General features: G+C 47.5%; 10 protein-coding genes and 4 pseudogenes. 6 read left to right on the forward strand and 8 right to left on the reverse strand.

Going from position 1 to position 16474, the window contains the following annotated elements; genetic code table 11:
- The first annotated feature begins 44 nt into the window (after nucleotides 1-44).
- Nucleotides 45-854, forward strand: coding sequence for a hypothetical protein (locus DW965_RS13125; protein WP_117762022.1), 810 nt, complete (start codon nucleotides 45-47; stop codon nucleotides 852-854).
- A 99-nt stretch (nucleotides 855-953) separates the two neighbouring features.
- On the opposite strand, the gene DW965_RS13130 is transcribed toward DW965_RS13125, so the two are convergent.
- Nucleotides 954-1916 (reverse strand): alpha/beta fold hydrolase, encoded by a 963-nt coding sequence (locus tag DW965_RS13130; RefSeq protein ID WP_117762021.1) that lies wholly within the window; start codon nucleotides 1914-1916, stop codon nucleotides 954-956.
- Between the two features lie 1945 nt (nucleotides 1917-3861).
- Here DW965_RS13130 and DW965_RS13140 point away from each other — a divergent pair.
- The 5 genes and pseudogenes from DW965_RS13140 (at nucleotide 3862) to DW965_RS13160 (ending at nucleotide 8475) form a co-directional block, all read left to right on the forward strand.
- The gene (locus tag DW965_RS13140; protein ID WP_022461756.1) at nucleotides 3862-4632 is read left to right on the forward strand and encodes a ParA family protein; all 771 of its coding nucleotides are present in this window, start codon (nucleotides 3862-3864) and stop codon (nucleotides 4630-4632) included.
- Nucleotides 4632-5563: pseudogene (locus tag DW965_RS22195) on the forward strand (ParB/RepB/Spo0J family partition protein). Before DW965_RS13140 ends, DW965_RS22195 begins: the two are co-directional and overlap by 1 nt.
- Nucleotides 5564-5574: 11 nt before the next feature.
- Entirely contained in the window at nucleotides 5575-6090 is a 516-nt protein-coding gene (locus DW965_RS13150) for a DUF4446 family protein (protein WP_055225938.1), read from the forward strand.
- Between the two features lie 179 nt (nucleotides 6091-6269).
- Nucleotides 6270-7557, forward strand: a pseudogene (serS, locus tag DW965_RS13155) (serine--tRNA ligase).
- A gap of 39 nt (nucleotides 7558-7596) precedes the next feature.
- Entirely contained in the window at nucleotides 7597-8475 is an 879-nt protein-coding gene (locus DW965_RS13160) for a DUF3881 family protein (protein ID WP_055225936.1), read from the forward strand.
- Nucleotides 8476-8563: 88 nt separating this feature from the next.
- On the opposite strand, the pseudogene udk reads toward DW965_RS13160, so the two are convergent.
- The 7 genes and pseudogenes from udk to DW965_RS13195 form a co-directional block, all read right to left on the reverse strand.
- A pseudogene (gene udk / locus DW965_RS22200) lies at nucleotides 8564-9191 on the reverse strand (uridine kinase).
- Between the two features lie 13 nt (nucleotides 9192-9204).
- Nucleotides 9205-9846, reverse strand: a complete 642-nt coding sequence (gene deoC, locus DW965_RS13170; protein WP_022461750.1) for a deoxyribose-phosphate aldolase — start codon at nucleotides 9844-9846, stop codon at nucleotides 9205-9207.
- Between the two features lie 248 nt (nucleotides 9847-10094).
- Nucleotides 10095-11030, reverse strand: a complete 936-nt coding sequence (locus tag DW965_RS13175) for an ABC transporter permease (protein WP_055225933.1) — start codon at nucleotides 11028-11030, stop codon at nucleotides 10095-10097.
- On the reverse strand, nucleotides 11030-12151 hold the full coding sequence (locus DW965_RS13180; RefSeq protein WP_119198464.1) for an ABC transporter permease: 1122 nt from the start codon (nucleotides 12149-12151) through the stop codon (nucleotides 11030-11032). Before DW965_RS13180 ends, DW965_RS13175 begins: the two co-directional genes overlap by 1 nt.
- 18 nt (nucleotides 12152-12169) lie before the next feature.
- Nucleotides 12170-13717: an ABC transporter ATP-binding protein gene (locus tag DW965_RS13185; RefSeq protein WP_373141908.1), complete on the reverse strand. Its 1548-nt coding sequence runs from the start codon at nucleotides 13715-13717 to the stop codon at nucleotides 12170-12172.
- 168 nt (nucleotides 13718-13885) lie between these two features.
- Entirely contained in the window at nucleotides 13886-15058 is a 1173-nt protein-coding gene (locus tag DW965_RS13190; protein ID WP_055225931.1) for a BMP family lipoprotein, read from the reverse strand.
- A gap of 105 nt (nucleotides 15059-15163) precedes the next feature.
- Nucleotides 15164-16473 (reverse strand): annotated as a pseudogene (locus tag DW965_RS13195) (amidohydrolase family protein).
- Between the last annotated feature and the right edge of the window lies 1 nt (nucleotide 16474).

Genomic DNA, 16474 nt, shown 5'->3' on the forward strand with positions numbered 1-16474 from the left:
ATAATGGGAGTATAACAAAGACGGTGGATGGGGGGGGTGAAAGGATGAAAAAGGTTTGTTTGACAGTATTGTGTATTCTGCTGGTGGGCTGCGGTAATGCAGAAACGGCGGAAACAGAGGAGAAAATGCGGTTTGAAAATCTGGATCCGGCAAAGGTAAATATGCAGTACGGAGGGTTGAAGGAGTGGGATCGGTTTTATAATAGCTTTTATGAGCAGAAAGAGGGAAGCGATCTCATTGTTCTAGGAACGGTAGAGGATTATAGCTGTTTTGCCGGGGGAATTGAGATTGCAACCGATATTTCACTGCGGGTGGATGACGTTTTGAAAGGTGATATGGAAGCCGGAGAACATATTACGGTTCGAAAGCCGGGCGGAGCAGTTACGGTGGAAGAGTATCTGCAGTCCATGGAGGATGCGGGAATTACGTACTGGAACGCAGAGGAGCTGAAAGCGGAGTATTCGGAGGAGGAACGGCGGGAGAACTATATACAGATCAGCTTCTGCGACCTTGATCCGGTGATCGGGCAGAAATCCTTGTATTTTCTGGAGAAAGATGCGGAAAAGGAGCTTTATTACCGGCTTTGCGACGGGTTTGGACAGTATGTAGAGACTGCGTTGGGTGAATATGTAAACGCGTATGAGATTGCAGATGAGAAAAGAAATGCGGATGAGCCAATGATGCTTGCACTGGGAGAAACGGTGGAATTTGACCCGGATGCAGCGCCGGAGGAGAGAATTAATATTTATACGATGGATGAAATAAAAGAGGGAATGGAAACGTATACAGCGCCGCCAACGGATTATCCGGGCGCAGAGGAAGATGCGTTGGAAATGGACTGTGAGCCGGGTTAAAAATGGAAAAACGGAGGATTTACTGACATGGAAATATCAGTAAATTCTCCGCTTTTTTTGTCTCATTTTTTTCGCTCGAGGCCGGGAGCAGAAGGGGTGTTATTGTACCGGGGCGAAAAAGATCTGGATCTGCTCTAAGAGGGCCTGTGGGGCCTCCATCTGCGGCATGTGCTTTGTTTTTGGCAGGATCTGGGTTTCGATGGAAGTGTTGAGTGCCGTGTACAGCGCAAAGGTTTCTGCGATGCCCGGTTCCTCCTCACCGCCGATGAGGAACATGCTGTTGTCGATGTGTTTTAAGGCGTGGCCGATGTTGAGGTTCACGTAATTGCCCACGAGGCTTGCGAGAAGGTACTTTCCGGCGCTGTTCTGGAGGTGTGCGGACTCGTAGAAGGCGTCTACGTCCTCCGGTGAGCGGTGGAATGGGTTGTGATAATAGCTCTCAGTGAATAAAAGCTCGATGTTGGAGCGGCCGGTGAGCGTGTGGTACAGCAGCGTGCCGACGAGCGGGAGCTCGATCATGCGTTTCAGGAAGCGGCTGCGTTTATCCGGGATTTTGTTGAGCTTGGCAAGGTCGGTCGGGTTGATCATCATGATTCGGCCGAAGCATTTCGGGGCTGTATTGCAGGCGGTTACGACGAAAGAGCCGGATAAACCGGATGCAATTACGTCGGTTGGACATCCGATGACCTGTTTGATGAAGGTGACGATGAGCTGTACGTATAAAAAGTTCGTGTACGTGATCGCCGGCTTGTCGGAACGGCCGCAGCCGAGGAGATCGAGTGTGTAGACGGTGTGATCCTGAGCGAGAGCATCCTCAATATACTGCCATTCGCGGCCGCTGGAGGCACAATGTAAGTCATGAAGTAAGAGCATCGGGGTTCCGGTGCCTTTTTTTGTGTAAAAAATATCGCCGAACTGCCAGGAAAAGCTCTCTTTTTCAGCCGATGCGAGCAGGTTTTTCCGTACGGCGGCGGTATCGAGCGTTTTATTCAGAAAGTAAATCGCTGCGCCGGACATCGTGGTGAGGACACTCAAGGTGACCAGTTTTTTGCTGTGTTTCATATGATAAAACTCCTTTCAGGGGTCTCCCGGAGGGGAGGAATCGGTTCGAAACGTTGTGTTGAGCTTATTATAAGCGAAAAAAGGGAAAGATACAATGCAAAAATTAAGGGAAAAATGAGAAAAAGAGACGAAAACAAGGCGCAATTTAACAAAAAGCGTAGACAATTCCAGGAGAACTACGTTATGTCAACTACTGGCGAATGGCATATTTAAATGGTTTACATAACTGCAAAAAAAACAGAGAAAAAATGATGCAATAATACACATAAAAGCATGAAAACGGCACTATGGGATAAAATCCTTCCAGATTGGTAAAAATCCATGAAAAAATGGTCCCAAAATGCGTTTAGTAAATGGTTTGGAAAATCCGAAAAAACGAATGTAAAAGTTCAATTCATACGAAAATATAAAAATATAATTAAATAATTTAATAAAAGAGAGAAAACAGAGACGAAAAACTACGTGAAACACGCGAAAATGCAGGAAAAATGTAGAAAAGACGGAGAAAATCAAAAATAGAATAGAAAATACGATTATTTTAAAAATAAGAGAGGTGAAAAATGAGAGTGATTTTCGGAAAGCCGGAAAGCAAATCGCTTCTCACTGATCGCCGAAGACCGAAAATCGTAAAAACGATGTTTCACGTGAAACATTTTGAGAGACGTGAAACGTGAAAAATGAGACAGGGAAAGTGACATAAGTAGAAACGAAAAAATGAAGGACGATCTAAAAAAATGGCAAAAAGAGGGTGTAAAACGATGGAAGAGGCGGAAAAAGCAAAAAAGATAAAAATGAGTTGAGAAAAGGCAAAAAACGACTGAAAAGGGGAAAATGTAGTATAGACATGGGCGAAAAGAATAAAAACGGAGAGAAGGAATAAAAATGTTGATAAAAGAGAAAAAGTGAGATTGTTTACAAAAAAAGAGAAAGGTAAGCCAGAAAGATGGAAAAGAGGATAAAAGACGTGGCAGCGAGAGAAAAATATTAAAACCATAAAAACAGAAAAATTATAGTGAAATCAAATAAATCGATAAAAAACAGAAAATGTGCAGCCTGGCCTGTAAAATAAAAAAATCAAAGAAAAACCGCCCGAAAAGAGAAAAACTGGAGAAAAAATGAAAAAGAGGATGTCTCACGGATTATGCCTCTTACTGATGAAAATAAAGAGAAAAATGCTGAAAATTTGAAAAAAGCGAGGAAGAACGATGAAAAAACAGAGCCCTAGTGAATAAAAATACATTTTATATACAAAAGAGACATTTACGATCACCGAACAACCATAAACAGTTTTGATTTCTGATCTATGTATCAATAATATCCTGATAAGTTGATTTTTTCTTCCTAATCACCTGAGATTTCCTTGAAAAAGAGCATCACACGATTAAAATAACGTTTCCAGTATATTTATACCTCAAAAACGTCAAAAATTAAAATGTTTCACGTGAAACATTTTATAAAAACTGTGTGAAACAGAAAAAAATGTTCTGACATTGCAGAATTACTTGGAAACCATCAAAAAATGCAAAATCATCGCTGAAAAAATTCCAAAAAGCCTTTAAACAGCGTAAAAACCGAGAAAAATTATTGTAAAACAGTGCTTTTCAAAATGTTTCACGTGAAACATCGCCAAAAATCTCCAATTTTCTTATGTTTCACACCGCCTAATCATGCAAAAATGCAGAAAATGTTTCACGTGAAACATTTCCAGTAGTAAAATCCGGCGTAGTATGATAAAATATCTTTGTCCCAAATTGGGGCAATTTTGAGATAGAATCTGAAGAATTCCTCAGATAGACTGGCATAGAAAAGGAGATTTTTCCTATCTATATGCCAAAACACCTGCCGCATGAATCAGTTTTTTGAAAGAAGTGCCGGCAGGTCATTTCCTGTAAAAAGGAAAAACTGCAAATGGAAAACAAAAAGATGAAAGGAGGCAATACATATTTTGGGAAGAACAATTGCAATTGCAAACCAGAAAGGCGGCGTAGGTAAATCTACCACCGCAATTAACCTTTCTTCCTGTTTAGGAGAAATGGGACAAAAAGTTCTGACCATTGATATGGACCCGCAGGGAAATACCACCAGCGGAATGGGAGTAGAGAAAAATGAAGTGGAAAATACCATCTATGAACTGCTTCTTGGAGAGTCAAAACTGGAGGACTGCATCATTCCTCTGAATTTTGACAATCTTTCCCTTATCCCTTCCAATGTCAATCTGGCCGGAGCGGAGATCGAGCTGATCGGGGTGGAAGACAAAGAATTCATCCTGAAAAACGCAATTGATCAGGTTCGCGATCAGTACGACTTCATTATTATTGACTGTCCGCCATCCTTAAATATGCTGACAATCAACGCGATGACCACCGCGGACACCGTTCTGGTGCCGATTCAGTGTGAATATTACGCACTGGAGGGCTTATCCCAGCTTATGCACACGATTGAGCTGGTGCAGGAGCGTCTGAATCCAGAACTGGAGATGGAAGGCGTTGTCTTTACCATGTACGATGCGAGAACGAATCTTTCTCTGCAGGTAGTAGAAAACGTAAAAGACAGCCTGGATCAGAATATCTACAAAACCATTATTCCGAGAAATGTCCGCCTTGCGGAGGCACCGAGCTACGGTATGCCGATCAACTATTACGACAAGCGGTCCACCGGTGCAGAGAGCTACCGTCTCCTGGCAGACGAAGTGATTCACAGGGGGGATGAAGAGTAATGGCAGCGAGAAGAGGAGGATTAGGCAAGGGCCTGGATTCCCTGATTTCACCGGGACATTCGGCCAAAGCAGAAGCAAAAGAGAAACCGGCAAAACCGGAGGTCAAAGTAGTCGAGAAGGTTGTTGAAAAAGTTGTCGAAAAACCAGTCGAGATGAAACTGAAAATCTCCGAAATTGAACCGAACCGCGAACAGCCGCGAAAATCCTTTGACGAGGACGGCCTGATCGAACTTTCGGAATCCATCAAACAGTTCGGAGTTCTGCAGCCGATTCTGGTGCAGAAAAAAGATGATTATTATGAGATCATCGCAGGGGAACGGAGATGGAGGCTGCAAAGCTTGCCGGAATCAAAGAAGTACCGGTCATCATTAAAGATTTTACCGAGCAGGAAGTTGTCGAGATTTCCCTGATTGAAAATATTCAGAGAGAATCTCTGAACCCGATTGAGGAGGCACACGCATACAAACGCCTGATGGAAGAGTTCCATCTCCGCCAGGATGAAATCGCAGAGCGCGTTTCCAAGAGCAGAACGGCGGTTACAAACTCGATGCGTCTCCTGAAACTGGATGACAGGGTACAGCAGATGGTTGTCGATGAAATGCTGACAACCGGTCATGTGCGTACGCTGCTGGCGCTGGAGAATAAAGAGCTCCAGTACAATACGGCAATGAAAATCTTCGATGAAAAGCTCAGTGTCCGTGAGACCGAGCGCCTGGTCAAAGAGATCCTGAATCCGAAGGTGAAGAAAGAAAAGAAAGTCAATCTGGAAGAGGAAGCCATCTACGAAGGTCTGGAAGAGAAAATCAAGAGCATCATTGGTACGAAGGTTTCCATTCACCGCGGGGCAAAGCACAAAGGAAAGATCGAGATCGAGTATTATTCCCAGGAAGAGCTCGAGAGAATCATGGATCTGTTTGAATCAATACAGTAAGAGGTAGAATAATGAGCGATTTATTTAGTAAGGTAGGAATTGACCTTGGCGTTGTTGTACTTCTTCTGATTGTACTGATTATCGTGATGATGATTATGACGGTCAGCATGTCGCTGCGTCTGAGCAGACTGAACCAGAAGTACAGAAGCTTTATGAAGGGAAAAGACGCCCAGTCACTCGAAAAGCTGTTTCATCAGCGGTTCAAGGAAATTGACAAACTGAACAAGCAGAATGAGCTGACGAAAAAAAATCTTGCGGATCTGAAAAAGATCCAGGGCATGACGCTGAACAAATACGGAATCGTAAAATATGATGCGTTTGACGATGTGGGCGGAAAGATGAGTTTTGCGCTGGCAATGCTCGACAAAGAAAACACAGGTTTTATCCTGAATGCAATCCACAGCCGTGACAACTGCTTTTTATATCTGAAAGAGATCGTAAAAGGCGAGTCCTATATCATGCTGAGCACCGAGGAAATCGACGCGCTGCGCCAGGCAATTACGATGAATTCGATCGATCTGATGTAAAAGCGGACCGCAGAAAAACAGCATGAAAGAACGCTTGAAAAAATGCATATACTGTTATATGATGGTACTGGAACGCGCCAAACCCGCATAAATGCTGGAAAAACGGCAGTGGTTCCGGGCTGGAAAGAACAAAAAGAATCCCGCCAAAATGAGGGGATAAGATCTACTAGGAGGAAATTATGTTAGACATTAAGTTTTTAAGAGAAAACCCGGAAGTTGTAAAACAGAATATCCGAAATAAATTCCAGGATCAGAAACTGGAGCTGGTTGATAAAGTCATCGAGCTGGACAAAGAAAACCGTGACATCAAACAGGAAGTAGAAGCACTTCGTGCAAAAAGAAACAAAATCTCCAAACAGATCGGCGCACTGATGGGCCAGGGCAAGAGAGAAGAGGCTGAGGAAGTAAAGAAACAGGTAGCTGTTGACGGTTCCCGCATCGAGGCTCTTTCTGCAAGAGAAAAAGAAGTAGAAGAGGAAATCAAGAAGATCATGATGGTGATCCCGAACATCATCGATCCTTCCGTACCGATCGGAAAAGATGACAGCGAGAACGTAGAAGCAGAGCGCTTCGGCGAGCCGGTTGTACCGGATTTTGAAATCCCGTATCACACCGACATTATGGAGTCCTTCGACGGAATCGATCTGGATGCAGCAAGAGAAGTTGCAGGAAACGGATTCTATTATCTGATGGGCGACATTGCACGCCTCCACTCTGCCATCCTTTCTTATGCAAGAGATTTCATGATCGACCGCGGATTTACCTACTGCGTACCGCCTTTCATGATCCACGGCAACGTCGTAAACGGTGTTATGAGCTTCGCTGAGATGGAGTCCATGATGTACAAAATCGAGGGCGAGGATCTGTACCTGATCGGAACCAGCGAGCACTCCATGATCGGTAAATTCATCGACAGCATCATCCCGGAGGAGAAACTGCCTCTGACCCTGACCAGCTACTCTCCGTGCTCCGTAAAGAAAAAGGAGCACACGGCATCGAGGAGCGTGGTGTTTATCGTATCCATCAGTTCGAGAAACAGGAGATGGTTGTTGTCTGCAAACCGGAAGACAGCATGATGTGGTATGACAAACTGTGGAAGAACACCGTAGACCTGTTCCGTTCCATGGATATCCCGGTTCGTACTCTGGAGTGCTGCTCCGGTGACCTGGCTGACCTGAAAGTAAAATCTGTCGATGTTGAGGCATGGTCTCCGCGTCAGAAGAAATACTTCGAGGTAGGAGCTGCTCCAACCTTGGTGATGCACAGGCAAGACGTCTGAAAATCCGTGTCAACGGCGAGGACGGAAAGAAATACCTGGCACATACCCTGAACAACACCGTAGTTGCTCCGCCGCGTATGCTGATCGCATTCCTGGAGAACAACCTGAATGCAGACGGAACCGTAAGCATTCCGGAAGTTCTTCGTATGTACATGGGCGGAAAAGAGAAACTGGTTCCGAAACACTAATCGCATAAGAAATACAAAGGAATGAGAGGAGGTGTTCTTATGCACGCTTACCTGAAAACCATTGGATTTTCAAAGATCAAGACGACGAAGGAACTCCAGGAGATTCTTCGTGATGTAGTAGAAAACTACGACCGTAAAAAGATTGTGGAAACAGAAGAACACCACCTTTTTGCTGAATTTTCGAAAGAATATGCATATGACTGTGGTATCACGGTCTGTGGGGAAATTGATGAGAACAACCGTTTCCAGATGGAATATTATTATCCCTATTTCGAGGGCGGGCAGATCAGCTCCTACGAGGAGGTATCGGTGGAGCGCCACGTCGATAAGGAATCGTTTGCAGGCGCCTGCGACGATATGCGGCTTGGCATCACGATGATCTTTTATCTGACGCATGCAGCGGAATATCTTGAGATGAAACAGAAAAATGCGCTGCAGCCGCTTCCGCTCCCGCTTTCTGTCTCCGGTCTTGCAGCGGAAGGAACAATTCTGCTTCCGATCCAGAAAGACCCGGAACAGGTCGAGAAGGAGCGCCGCAGCACGCAGCAGAAGAATTCACTGATCTCGGCTGCCAGAAACGGGGATGAGGATGCGATGGAAAGTCTCACCATGGATGATATTGACACATATGCCATGATTTCCCAGCGTCTGACGAAGGAAGATGTCTTTTCTATTGTAGATAGCTTTTTCATGCCGAGCGGTCTCGAATGTGACCAGTACAGCGTGATGGGTGAAATTACGGAGATGAATACAACGAAGAACGCGGTAACGGGCGAGCAGGTGTATGAGCTCGGCCTCGTCTGCAACGATGTGCCGATAGACATCTGTATCAACGAAAAGGATTTATTTGGAGTACCGGAAGTGGGAAGACGTTTCAAAGGCCAGATCTGGCTGCAGGGAATGCTGGAACATCTGTAAGGGAAAAATAAAAAGAGCGAGGACGGAAAAAGAGAAAATTCAGTCCTCGTTCTTTTTTTTGCAGATTTTTATAGCGATAAACGGATGTTTACTGGTTCTGCACCAGATTCAGATGCTTACGCACCCGCTCGATCAGCATTTCAAGCGCAACGGTGTTCTGTCCGCCTCCGGGATGATCACGTCGGCACGGCGCTTGCTCGGCTCTACGAACTGCTCGTGCATCGGTTTTACGGTCGTCAGGTACTGCGTCACAACGCTGTCCAGGGAACGGCCGCGCTCTTTTACATCGCGCAGGATCCGGCGGAGAATCCGCACGTCCGCATCGGTATCGACAAAGACTTTGATGTCCATCAGATCGCAGAGATCCTTCTCAACGAAGAGGAGAATGCCCTCGAGCACGATAACCGGGGAGGATGGACCAGAATCGTTTTATCCGAGCGGTTATGCATGGCATAATCGTAAACCGGCATCTCGATGGATTTTCCGGCTTTCAGCTCGAGAATGTGCTGGCATAACAGGTCGGTATCAAAGGCATCGGGATGATCGTAATTTAATTTGGCACGCTCCTCAAAAGGAATATCGTCATGGCGTTTGTAATAGTTGTCATGGCGCAGAATGTTCACTTCATCGCGTCCAAAACTTTCTACCAGCTTATCTGCCAGTGTCGTTTTTCCACTGCCGGTTCCTCCGGCAATTCCTATCAGTATCGTATCCATAAGAAACTCCTTTTTATCCGATGATAGCCAGTGTTGCGCTTGTTCCGAGACGGCTTGCGCCGGCATCTACCATAGCCTGTGCCTCGTCTGCGTTGTGGATTCCGCCGGAAGCTTTTACGCCCATATCCGGGCCTACGGTCTTTCTCATCAGGGCAACATCAGCCGCTTTTGCACCGCCGGTAGAAAATCCGGTGGAGGTTTTTACGAAGTCAGCGCCGGCTTCTTTTGCGAGCTCGCACGCTTTTACTTTCTCTTCATCGGTTAAAAGGCAGGTCTCGATGATGACTTTCAGAACGATGTCCTTGCCGCATACTTCTTTTAAGGTCTGGATATCGGAGCGTACGAAGTCGTATTTGCCGTCTTTGAGGGCTCCGACGTTGATGACCATATCAACCTCCTGTGCACCGTCTTCGATGGCCGCACGGGTCTCAAACGCTTTTACACGGGTATCGGACATGCCCAGAGGGAAGCCGACAACGGTGCAGACTTTGACGTCAGATCCTTTGAGCTTTTCAGCAACGAATTTGGTGTAGTACTGGTTGACGCAGACAGAAGCAAAATCATGTGCAAGTGCCTCGTCGCAGATCTTTGCAACCTGTGCTTCGGTTGCGTCTGCTTTTAAGATAGTGTGGTCAAATAATTTGGTGTTCAGCATAATTTTTTCCTTTCTTTGATGAAAAATAAATCAGAATGATAGAGAAAAGGCAGAGCCGAAAAAACACAGTTCGGATTTAACGGCTCTGCCTTTAAAAATTGTAACTATTCAGAGCCACATCTCGATTCCGCTGCGCTGCATCTCGATGTGGCTGCTCGCCATATGAAATTCCAGAAAAAACCGCTCATTCATGCAAGCATGATTCGCAATTTTTTCTTCCATTTCACATGGCTCTGAATAGTTACATATTATCTTGCGCCCTTATCGTATGGAATACCTTCGGCTTTCGGAGCCTGGGAATTCTTGGATGTGAAGGCGAGAATAATCATGGATGCGATAAACGGCATCATGTTGTAAATGTTCTTGGACAGTCCCAGATGGGAGAGGACGGTGGAGTCCGCAATGTTTGCCAGGGAACGGAATACCGCAAAGAATACGGCTGCTCCGGCAATGTGGAACGGTTTCCACTGACCGAAGATCATAACAGCGAGGGCAAGGAATCCGGCACCGGCTACGCCGACTTCGAAGTTCCAGGTGGTAACGGACGGAACGATGTAGGCAAATCCGCCGATACCGCCGAGTGCACCGGAGATGATAACACCGGTGTATCTCCACTGGTATACGTTGATACCAACAGAGTCGGCTGCCTGTGGATGCTCACCGCAGGCACGCAGGCGCAGTCCCCATTTCGTTTTGAAGAGGAACACGTAGCTGCAGATCAGAAGGATGATGCCGATGAACAGGAAGATGTTCACGGTAAATGGTCCGATCTTGTAAATGAAAGCGGCGTTGGTGTAGTTCAGCTTTGCGGAAGCTGCACCGTTTCCGGCATCCGAGCCGTTGTTGAATGCTTTTACCAGGACGATGGCAATGGCAGTAGCCAGCATGTTCAGCGCGGTTCCGCCGATCGTCTGGTCTGCTTTCAGTGTGATGGCGGAGAAGCCAAGCAGCAGAGAGTAGATCATACCGGATACGGCGCTCGCCAGAATGGAAAGTGCCACAAGTGCAGGAGCCGGGAGGTCCGGGAACAGAACCAGGACGAAGACACCGGCAAGGCCGCCGATCGCCATGATTCCTTCCAGCGCGATGTTGATGACACCGCTTCGCTCGGAGAACATACCGCCCATCGCAACGAGCATCAGAACAACGGCGTACAGTAAGGTAAATTTAATTAAAAGGAACATTATTTCTTCTCCTCCTTTCCGTTGTCTGCATTGGCATTTGCTTTCTGCTCTTTTTTGCTCTTGAACAGGTTTGCAACGATGCCCTTGAACAGGGTAACGAATGCGCAAAGGTAAATGATAACGGCAACGATCAGGTCCGCGATCTCCGGCTGATAATATTTCGTAGGCAGGTAAGCACCGCCGACCGAAATATGAGCAACGAAGAGAGCAGCGAAGATAACGCCGATCGGGTTGCTAAGTGCAAGAAGCGCAACCGGGATACCATTAAATCCGATGGCCGGGAGTGCTGTCGATACCTGCGGGTTCCACTCGGATGCACCGGAGAGGAAGTAGAGGCCTGCACCGATTCCGGCAAGCGCACCTGCGATGGTCATGGAGAGAACAACGTTTCTCTTCTCGTTGATGCCGGCGTATTTGGCAGCATCCTTATTGAATCCGCAGGCTTTCAGCTCATAGCCGAAGGTTGTTTTGTTCAGAACGATGTAGATGATGACCGCAATGGCAATCGCAATGAAAATCGCAATCGTTGTGGAACTGGTACGGAAAATGGAGTTCATGCCGCAGTCCGGAATCAGGGATTTTGGAGAAGCGGAGCTTAATTTGTAAGTACGTGTGGTCTTCTGATCATACATGCCCGGGATGGTGTTGTACATCAGATCATTGACAAGATAAAGACCAATCCAGTTGAACATGATGGAAGTAATAACTTCATTTACGTTGAAGTATGCTTTGAAGATACCAGGAACTGCTCCCCAGATGGCTCCGCAGACCATAGCAGCCAGAAGGCATACATACCATGGCATGTGGAGGATGATGGCAAAATACAGGGCGCCGAAGACACCGATGGTGTACTGTCCGGCAGCACCGATGTTGAACAGACCTGTTTTAAAAGCAAATGCAACCGAAAGTCCGGTCATAATCAGGGGAGCGGACTGAGCGATTTCACTTCCGATTCCTTTCGGCTTTAAGTAAAAGCCGCCTTTGATGATTCGTGTAAATCCATCCACTGCGTTCTCCGCGTTGATGCAGTATAAAATGATAAATCCCACAAGAAGACCGATCACAATACATACAAGAGAAGCGACAATGGATAGAAGAGCGTTTTTCATTTTTTCGTTCATGCTTTTCTTACCTCTCTTTTATACTTCTTCGGGAACCGGATCCCGTTTTGCACCTGCCATGTAGAGACCGAGTTCTTCGACAGAAACGGTTTTCGGATCCAGCTGGCCGACCAGCTCTCCTTCGTACATAACAAGAATACGGTCGGAAACATCCATAACCTCATCCAGTTCCAGAGAAACCAGAAGAACGGCTTTTCCCTTGTCGCGCTGTGCAACGAGCTGGCTGTGAATGTATTCGATGGCTCCGACATCAAGACCACGGGTAGGCTGTACCGCAACGAGAAGATCAGGATCTTTGTCGATCTCACGCGCGATGATCGCTTTCTGCTGGTTTCCGCCGGACATGCTGCGGGTGATGGTCACAGGACCCTGGCCGCTGCGGACATCGTACTGCTCGATCAGGCGCTCGGCATATTCGCGCACGGCTTTTGATTTGATAAAGCCGAAGGATTCAAATTCCGGCTGCCAGTAACGCTGCAGCACCATGTTCTGCTCGATGGAGTAATCCAGCACGAGGCCGTGTTTATGGCGGTCCTCCGGGATGTGGCTCATGCCCATCTTGGAGCGGTCGCGGATGGAAGCTTTCGTGATGTCCTGTCCGTTGAACAGAATTTTACCACCGGATACTTTTTCCAGTCCCGTGAGGCCCTGAACGAACTCGGACTGGCCGTTTCCATCGATACCTGCGATGCAGACAATCTCGCCTTTTCTTACATTAAAGGAAACATCTTTGACGGCGTTGTTTCCGTGCACCTTGCTCGGTACGGTCATGTGCTCTACTTTCAGAACGGTGTCGCCCGGTTTTGACGGCTTTTTGTTGACGGAGAAGCTGACGTTTCTTCCGACCATCATGCGGGAGAGCTCTTCTTTGGAAGTTTCGCTGATGTTGACGGTTCCGATGTATTTTCCTTTGCGGAGAATCGTACAGCGGTCGGCAACTTCCATGATCTCGTTGAGTTTATGGGTGATGAAGAGGATGGATTTTCCTTCTTTTGCGAGGTTCTTCATGATCTTCATCAGCTCGTCGATTTCCTGCGGCGTCAGAACCGCGGTCGGCTCGTCGAAGATCAGGACTTCGTTGTCACGGTAGAGCATTTTCAGAATTTCGGTACGCTGCTGCATGCCGACGGTGATATCCGAGATCAGAGCGTCCGGATCGACCATCAGACCGTATTTCTCGCTCAGTTCCATGACTTTTGCACGGGCATTCTTTTTCTCGAGGAAAAGGCCTTTGGTCGGCTCTACGCCGAGGATGATGTTGTCGAGAACCGAGAAACATTCGACCAGCTTAAAGTGCTGGTGCACCATACCGATGTTGAGATCATTGGCGTCGTTCGGCGTGTTGATATGGACTTCCTGCCCATTCTTCTTGATGATTCCGGAGGTAGGCTGATACAGACCAAAAAGAATACTCATCAGGGTTGATTTTCCTGCACCGTTTTCTCCAAGCAGAGCATGGATTTCTCCTTTTTTGAGCTGTAATGTAATGTTGTCGTTCGCCTTGATACCCGGGAATTCTTTGGTGATGTTCAACATCTCAATAATGTACTCATTTTCCATATACATATTCCCTTTCAAGCATGGTTTTGCAGGACTGCCGAAGATATGGAAAACAGGGCAGAACTGCGGGCTTTCATTATGTCTAGTATAGCATTTTGCATGGCAGAAAAAAAGGGGAAGAGAAATAATATTCTCTTCCCCAAAAGGCATATTGTTACAGAAACAGTATGCACATTAGCTGATGTAATCAACGGTTACGTGAGAACCTACTTCCGGCTGATTTTCTGTATCGCTGGAGATTTCGATGGAACCATCGCGGATACCAGCCAGTACAGTTTCATACTGATCCTGTGTGAAGGTTGTGAATCCCCAGGATTCGGAATCGGTAGGAAGGCCGATGTAATCTCCGTCTTTCAGTCCAAGCTGCTGAGCAGTTCCGCCAAGTTCAGAGAAGTTTCCGCTGAAGTAGGAATCCAGAGCGTTGTTGATGGCGCTTGGAAGACCTTTCATAGCGGAAGTCAGGCAGCGCTCGCCGATTTTGGAACGCTGGTCAACGTCTACACCAATAACTTTTCCGTCGTGTGTCTCAGCTGCATCCAGAGCAGATGTCCAGATACCGCCGCCGCAGGCGAATACAACCTGTGTTCCGTCTGCATACCAGCCCTCCATACGGGCGGTGATGGAGTCATCGCCGTAGAACTGGCCGCCATAGTAATATTTTACGTTTACATCTACGCCGTCTTCTTCAGCAGCAGCGTTGATACCCTGTACATAACCGTAACCGAAACGGATAACGGCCGGAACAGCGATACCGCCGAGGAAACCAAGGCTTGTGTAGCCGTCTTTTACTGCAGCGTATCCAGCCAGGTAGCCGGCCTGCTCTTCTTCGAAGGAGCAGATGTACACGTTCTTTCCGAGATCAACAGCTTTGCCGTTTTTTACAATATCACCTTCGGTAACATCGACTGCGATGAAGGTTACATCCGGATAGGTGTCCTGCTCTTCAGCGATGGCAGGTCCGAACAGGTAACCTGGCATTACAACAACGGTAGCACCCTCGGAAACAGCAAGATCGATGGAGTTGATACGCTCTTCATCGGTATCCTCTGCCGGTTTGTAGTACTCGTACTCTACGCCGTTTGCATCGCCGTAGGCGCATACAGTTTCCCAGGTGATCTGGTTGAAGGATTCGTCGGTGATATCTCCGGAGTCTGTGATCATGGCAATTTTCTCACCTGCGGCGTCTTTTTTTTCTCCATCTGTGGAAGCAGAAGCGGAAGTTGCGCTGGTGGAATCGGCGCCTGTGGATGCGTCGGAGGAAGAGGAGCCGTTGGAGGAACCGCATCCTGCGAGTGCAGCAGTTGTCATGGCGGCTGCAAGCAGTAAGCTAACTACTTTCTTTTTCATAATAGTATTCTCCTTTCAAGAGGTACAGCGTTTTTGCGTGTATGGCTACATTATAATATAAAAGAAAAAAGTATGTCAAGCAAAGGAAAAACTGCGTGAAATCCACTAATTATCTGCATGCGAGCCGGAAATTCTTCGGATAATGGCGTTGGATCTTGCATAAATTTCTTCCGGGTCAAAGCCGATATGGAATTCGCCGTTTTCGTAGAGGATTTGACCGTTTACCATGGTAAGCTTTACGTTCTGTTTGCTGCCGCTGTAAACGAGGTTTTTGATCAGATTATTCTCCGGCTGCATGTTCGGCTGATGGAGGTCAATCATGACGAGATCGGCCTTTTTGCCGGCAGCGAGACGGTCGCAGTCAGTAAGCTGCATGGCGTGCGCGCCGCCTGCGGTTGCCATGTAGAGAATGGCGTCGGCCGGGATTCCTGCGGCATCCATCTCGCGGACTTTGGAAAGGCCGGTGGTCAGGAACATTTCGCGGAACATATCGAGGCAGTTGTTACTGGCCGGCCCGTCGGTGCCGATGGCGAGGTTGATGCCGTTATCGTAAAAACGCTTCAGCGGGCAGATGCCGGAGGCGAGCTTCAGGTTTGAGGAGGGATTGGTAACGGCCGTCAGTTTCCGGTCACGGAAGATCTCAAAATCGCGGTCCTCCATCCAGATGCAGTGGTAGCCGCCGCCTCCGTACTGGAACATGCCTAAGCGTTCCATCAGCTGTGTCGGGGTGAGTCCCCAGCGCTCTTTACAGCCCTCGACTTCGCTTTTTGTTTCGGCGTTGTGTGTCCAGACAGGGGAATGGTATTTTTCGGCGAGTTTGGCAACGGCTTCAAGAAGCGGGCCGCCGGTCGTATATTCGGCGTGGAAACCGAGCAGATACGAGGTGCGGTCGGAGAGTTCGTTGACATAGTTATACATCTCTTCGAGAATTTCCGGGCTGTCGACGAAGTTGTTGAGACCGCTGGTAAGAACGGTGCGGAATCCGGTGTCGACCGTGGCAGCGATGCTGTTTTTCTGCTGGATGTACATGTCGAAATTGGAGGTGATGCCGCTCGTCAGATATTCCATGATGCCGAGGATATTGAGCCAGTAACGTCGTCCCCGGCGAGCTTTGCCTCGTTCGGGAAGACCTGGCGCTCGAGCCATTCGTGGAGCGGGAGATCGTCCGCGTAGGAGCGGAGGAAGGTCATCGGGGTGTGTGTGTGTGCGTTTTTAAAGCCCGGGATCAGGAGATTGCCGCGGGCGTCAATTTCGCGGTCGAAGACAGGGGTCTCTGCGGCATCTGGATCTGCTTTTCTACCAGGTCCGATATAGGTGATGGTGTCGCCGGTGACATGAAGTTCGTCTTCGGCGATGGAAAAATGGTTTTCAGCGTCGAGTACGAGAATTTTGGCGTTGTAAAAACGTGTATTCAAA

It is taken from the genome of Blautia sp. AM47-4 (genome assembly GCF_003479865.1).
In the GTDB taxonomy this organism is placed as follows: Bacteria; Bacillota; Clostridia; order Lachnospirales; family Lachnospiraceae; genus Fusicatenibacter; species Fusicatenibacter saccharivorans.

Bases quoted from the DNA above. Each gene is read 5' to 3' on its own strand.
- DW965_RS13190 (WP_055225931.1), bottom strand. From the start codon at position 15,058: ATGAAAAAGAAAGTAGTTAGCTTACTGCTTGCAGCCGCCATGACAACT.
- DW965_RS13125 (WP_117762022.1), top strand. From the start codon at position 45: ATGAAAAAGGTTTGTTTGACAGTATTGTGTATTCTGCTGGTGGGCTGC.
- DW965_RS13130 (WP_117762021.1), bottom strand. From the start codon at position 1,916: ATGAAACACAGCAAAAAACTGGTCACCTTGAGTGTCCTCACCACGATG.
- DW965_RS13150 (WP_055225938.1), top strand. From the start codon at position 5,575: ATGAGCGATTTATTTAGTAAGGTAGGAATTGACCTTGGCGTTGTTGTA.
- deoC (WP_022461750.1), bottom strand. From the start codon at position 9,846: ATGCTGAACACCAAATTATTTGACCACACTATCTTAAAAGCAGACGCA.
- DW965_RS13180 (WP_119198464.1), bottom strand. From the start codon at position 12,151: ATGAACGAAAAAATGAAAAACGCTCTTCTATCCATTGTCGCTTCTCTT.
- DW965_RS13160 (WP_055225936.1), top strand. From the start codon at position 7,597: ATGCACGCTTACCTGAAAACCATTGGATTTTCAAAGATCAAGACGACG.
- DW965_RS13185 (WP_373141908.1), bottom strand. From the start codon at position 13,717: ATGTATATGGAAAATGAGTACATTATTGAGATGTTGAACATCACCAAA.
- DW965_RS13175 (WP_055225933.1), bottom strand. From the start codon at position 11,030: ATGTTCCTTTTAATTAAATTTACCTTACTGTACGCCGTTGTTCTGATG.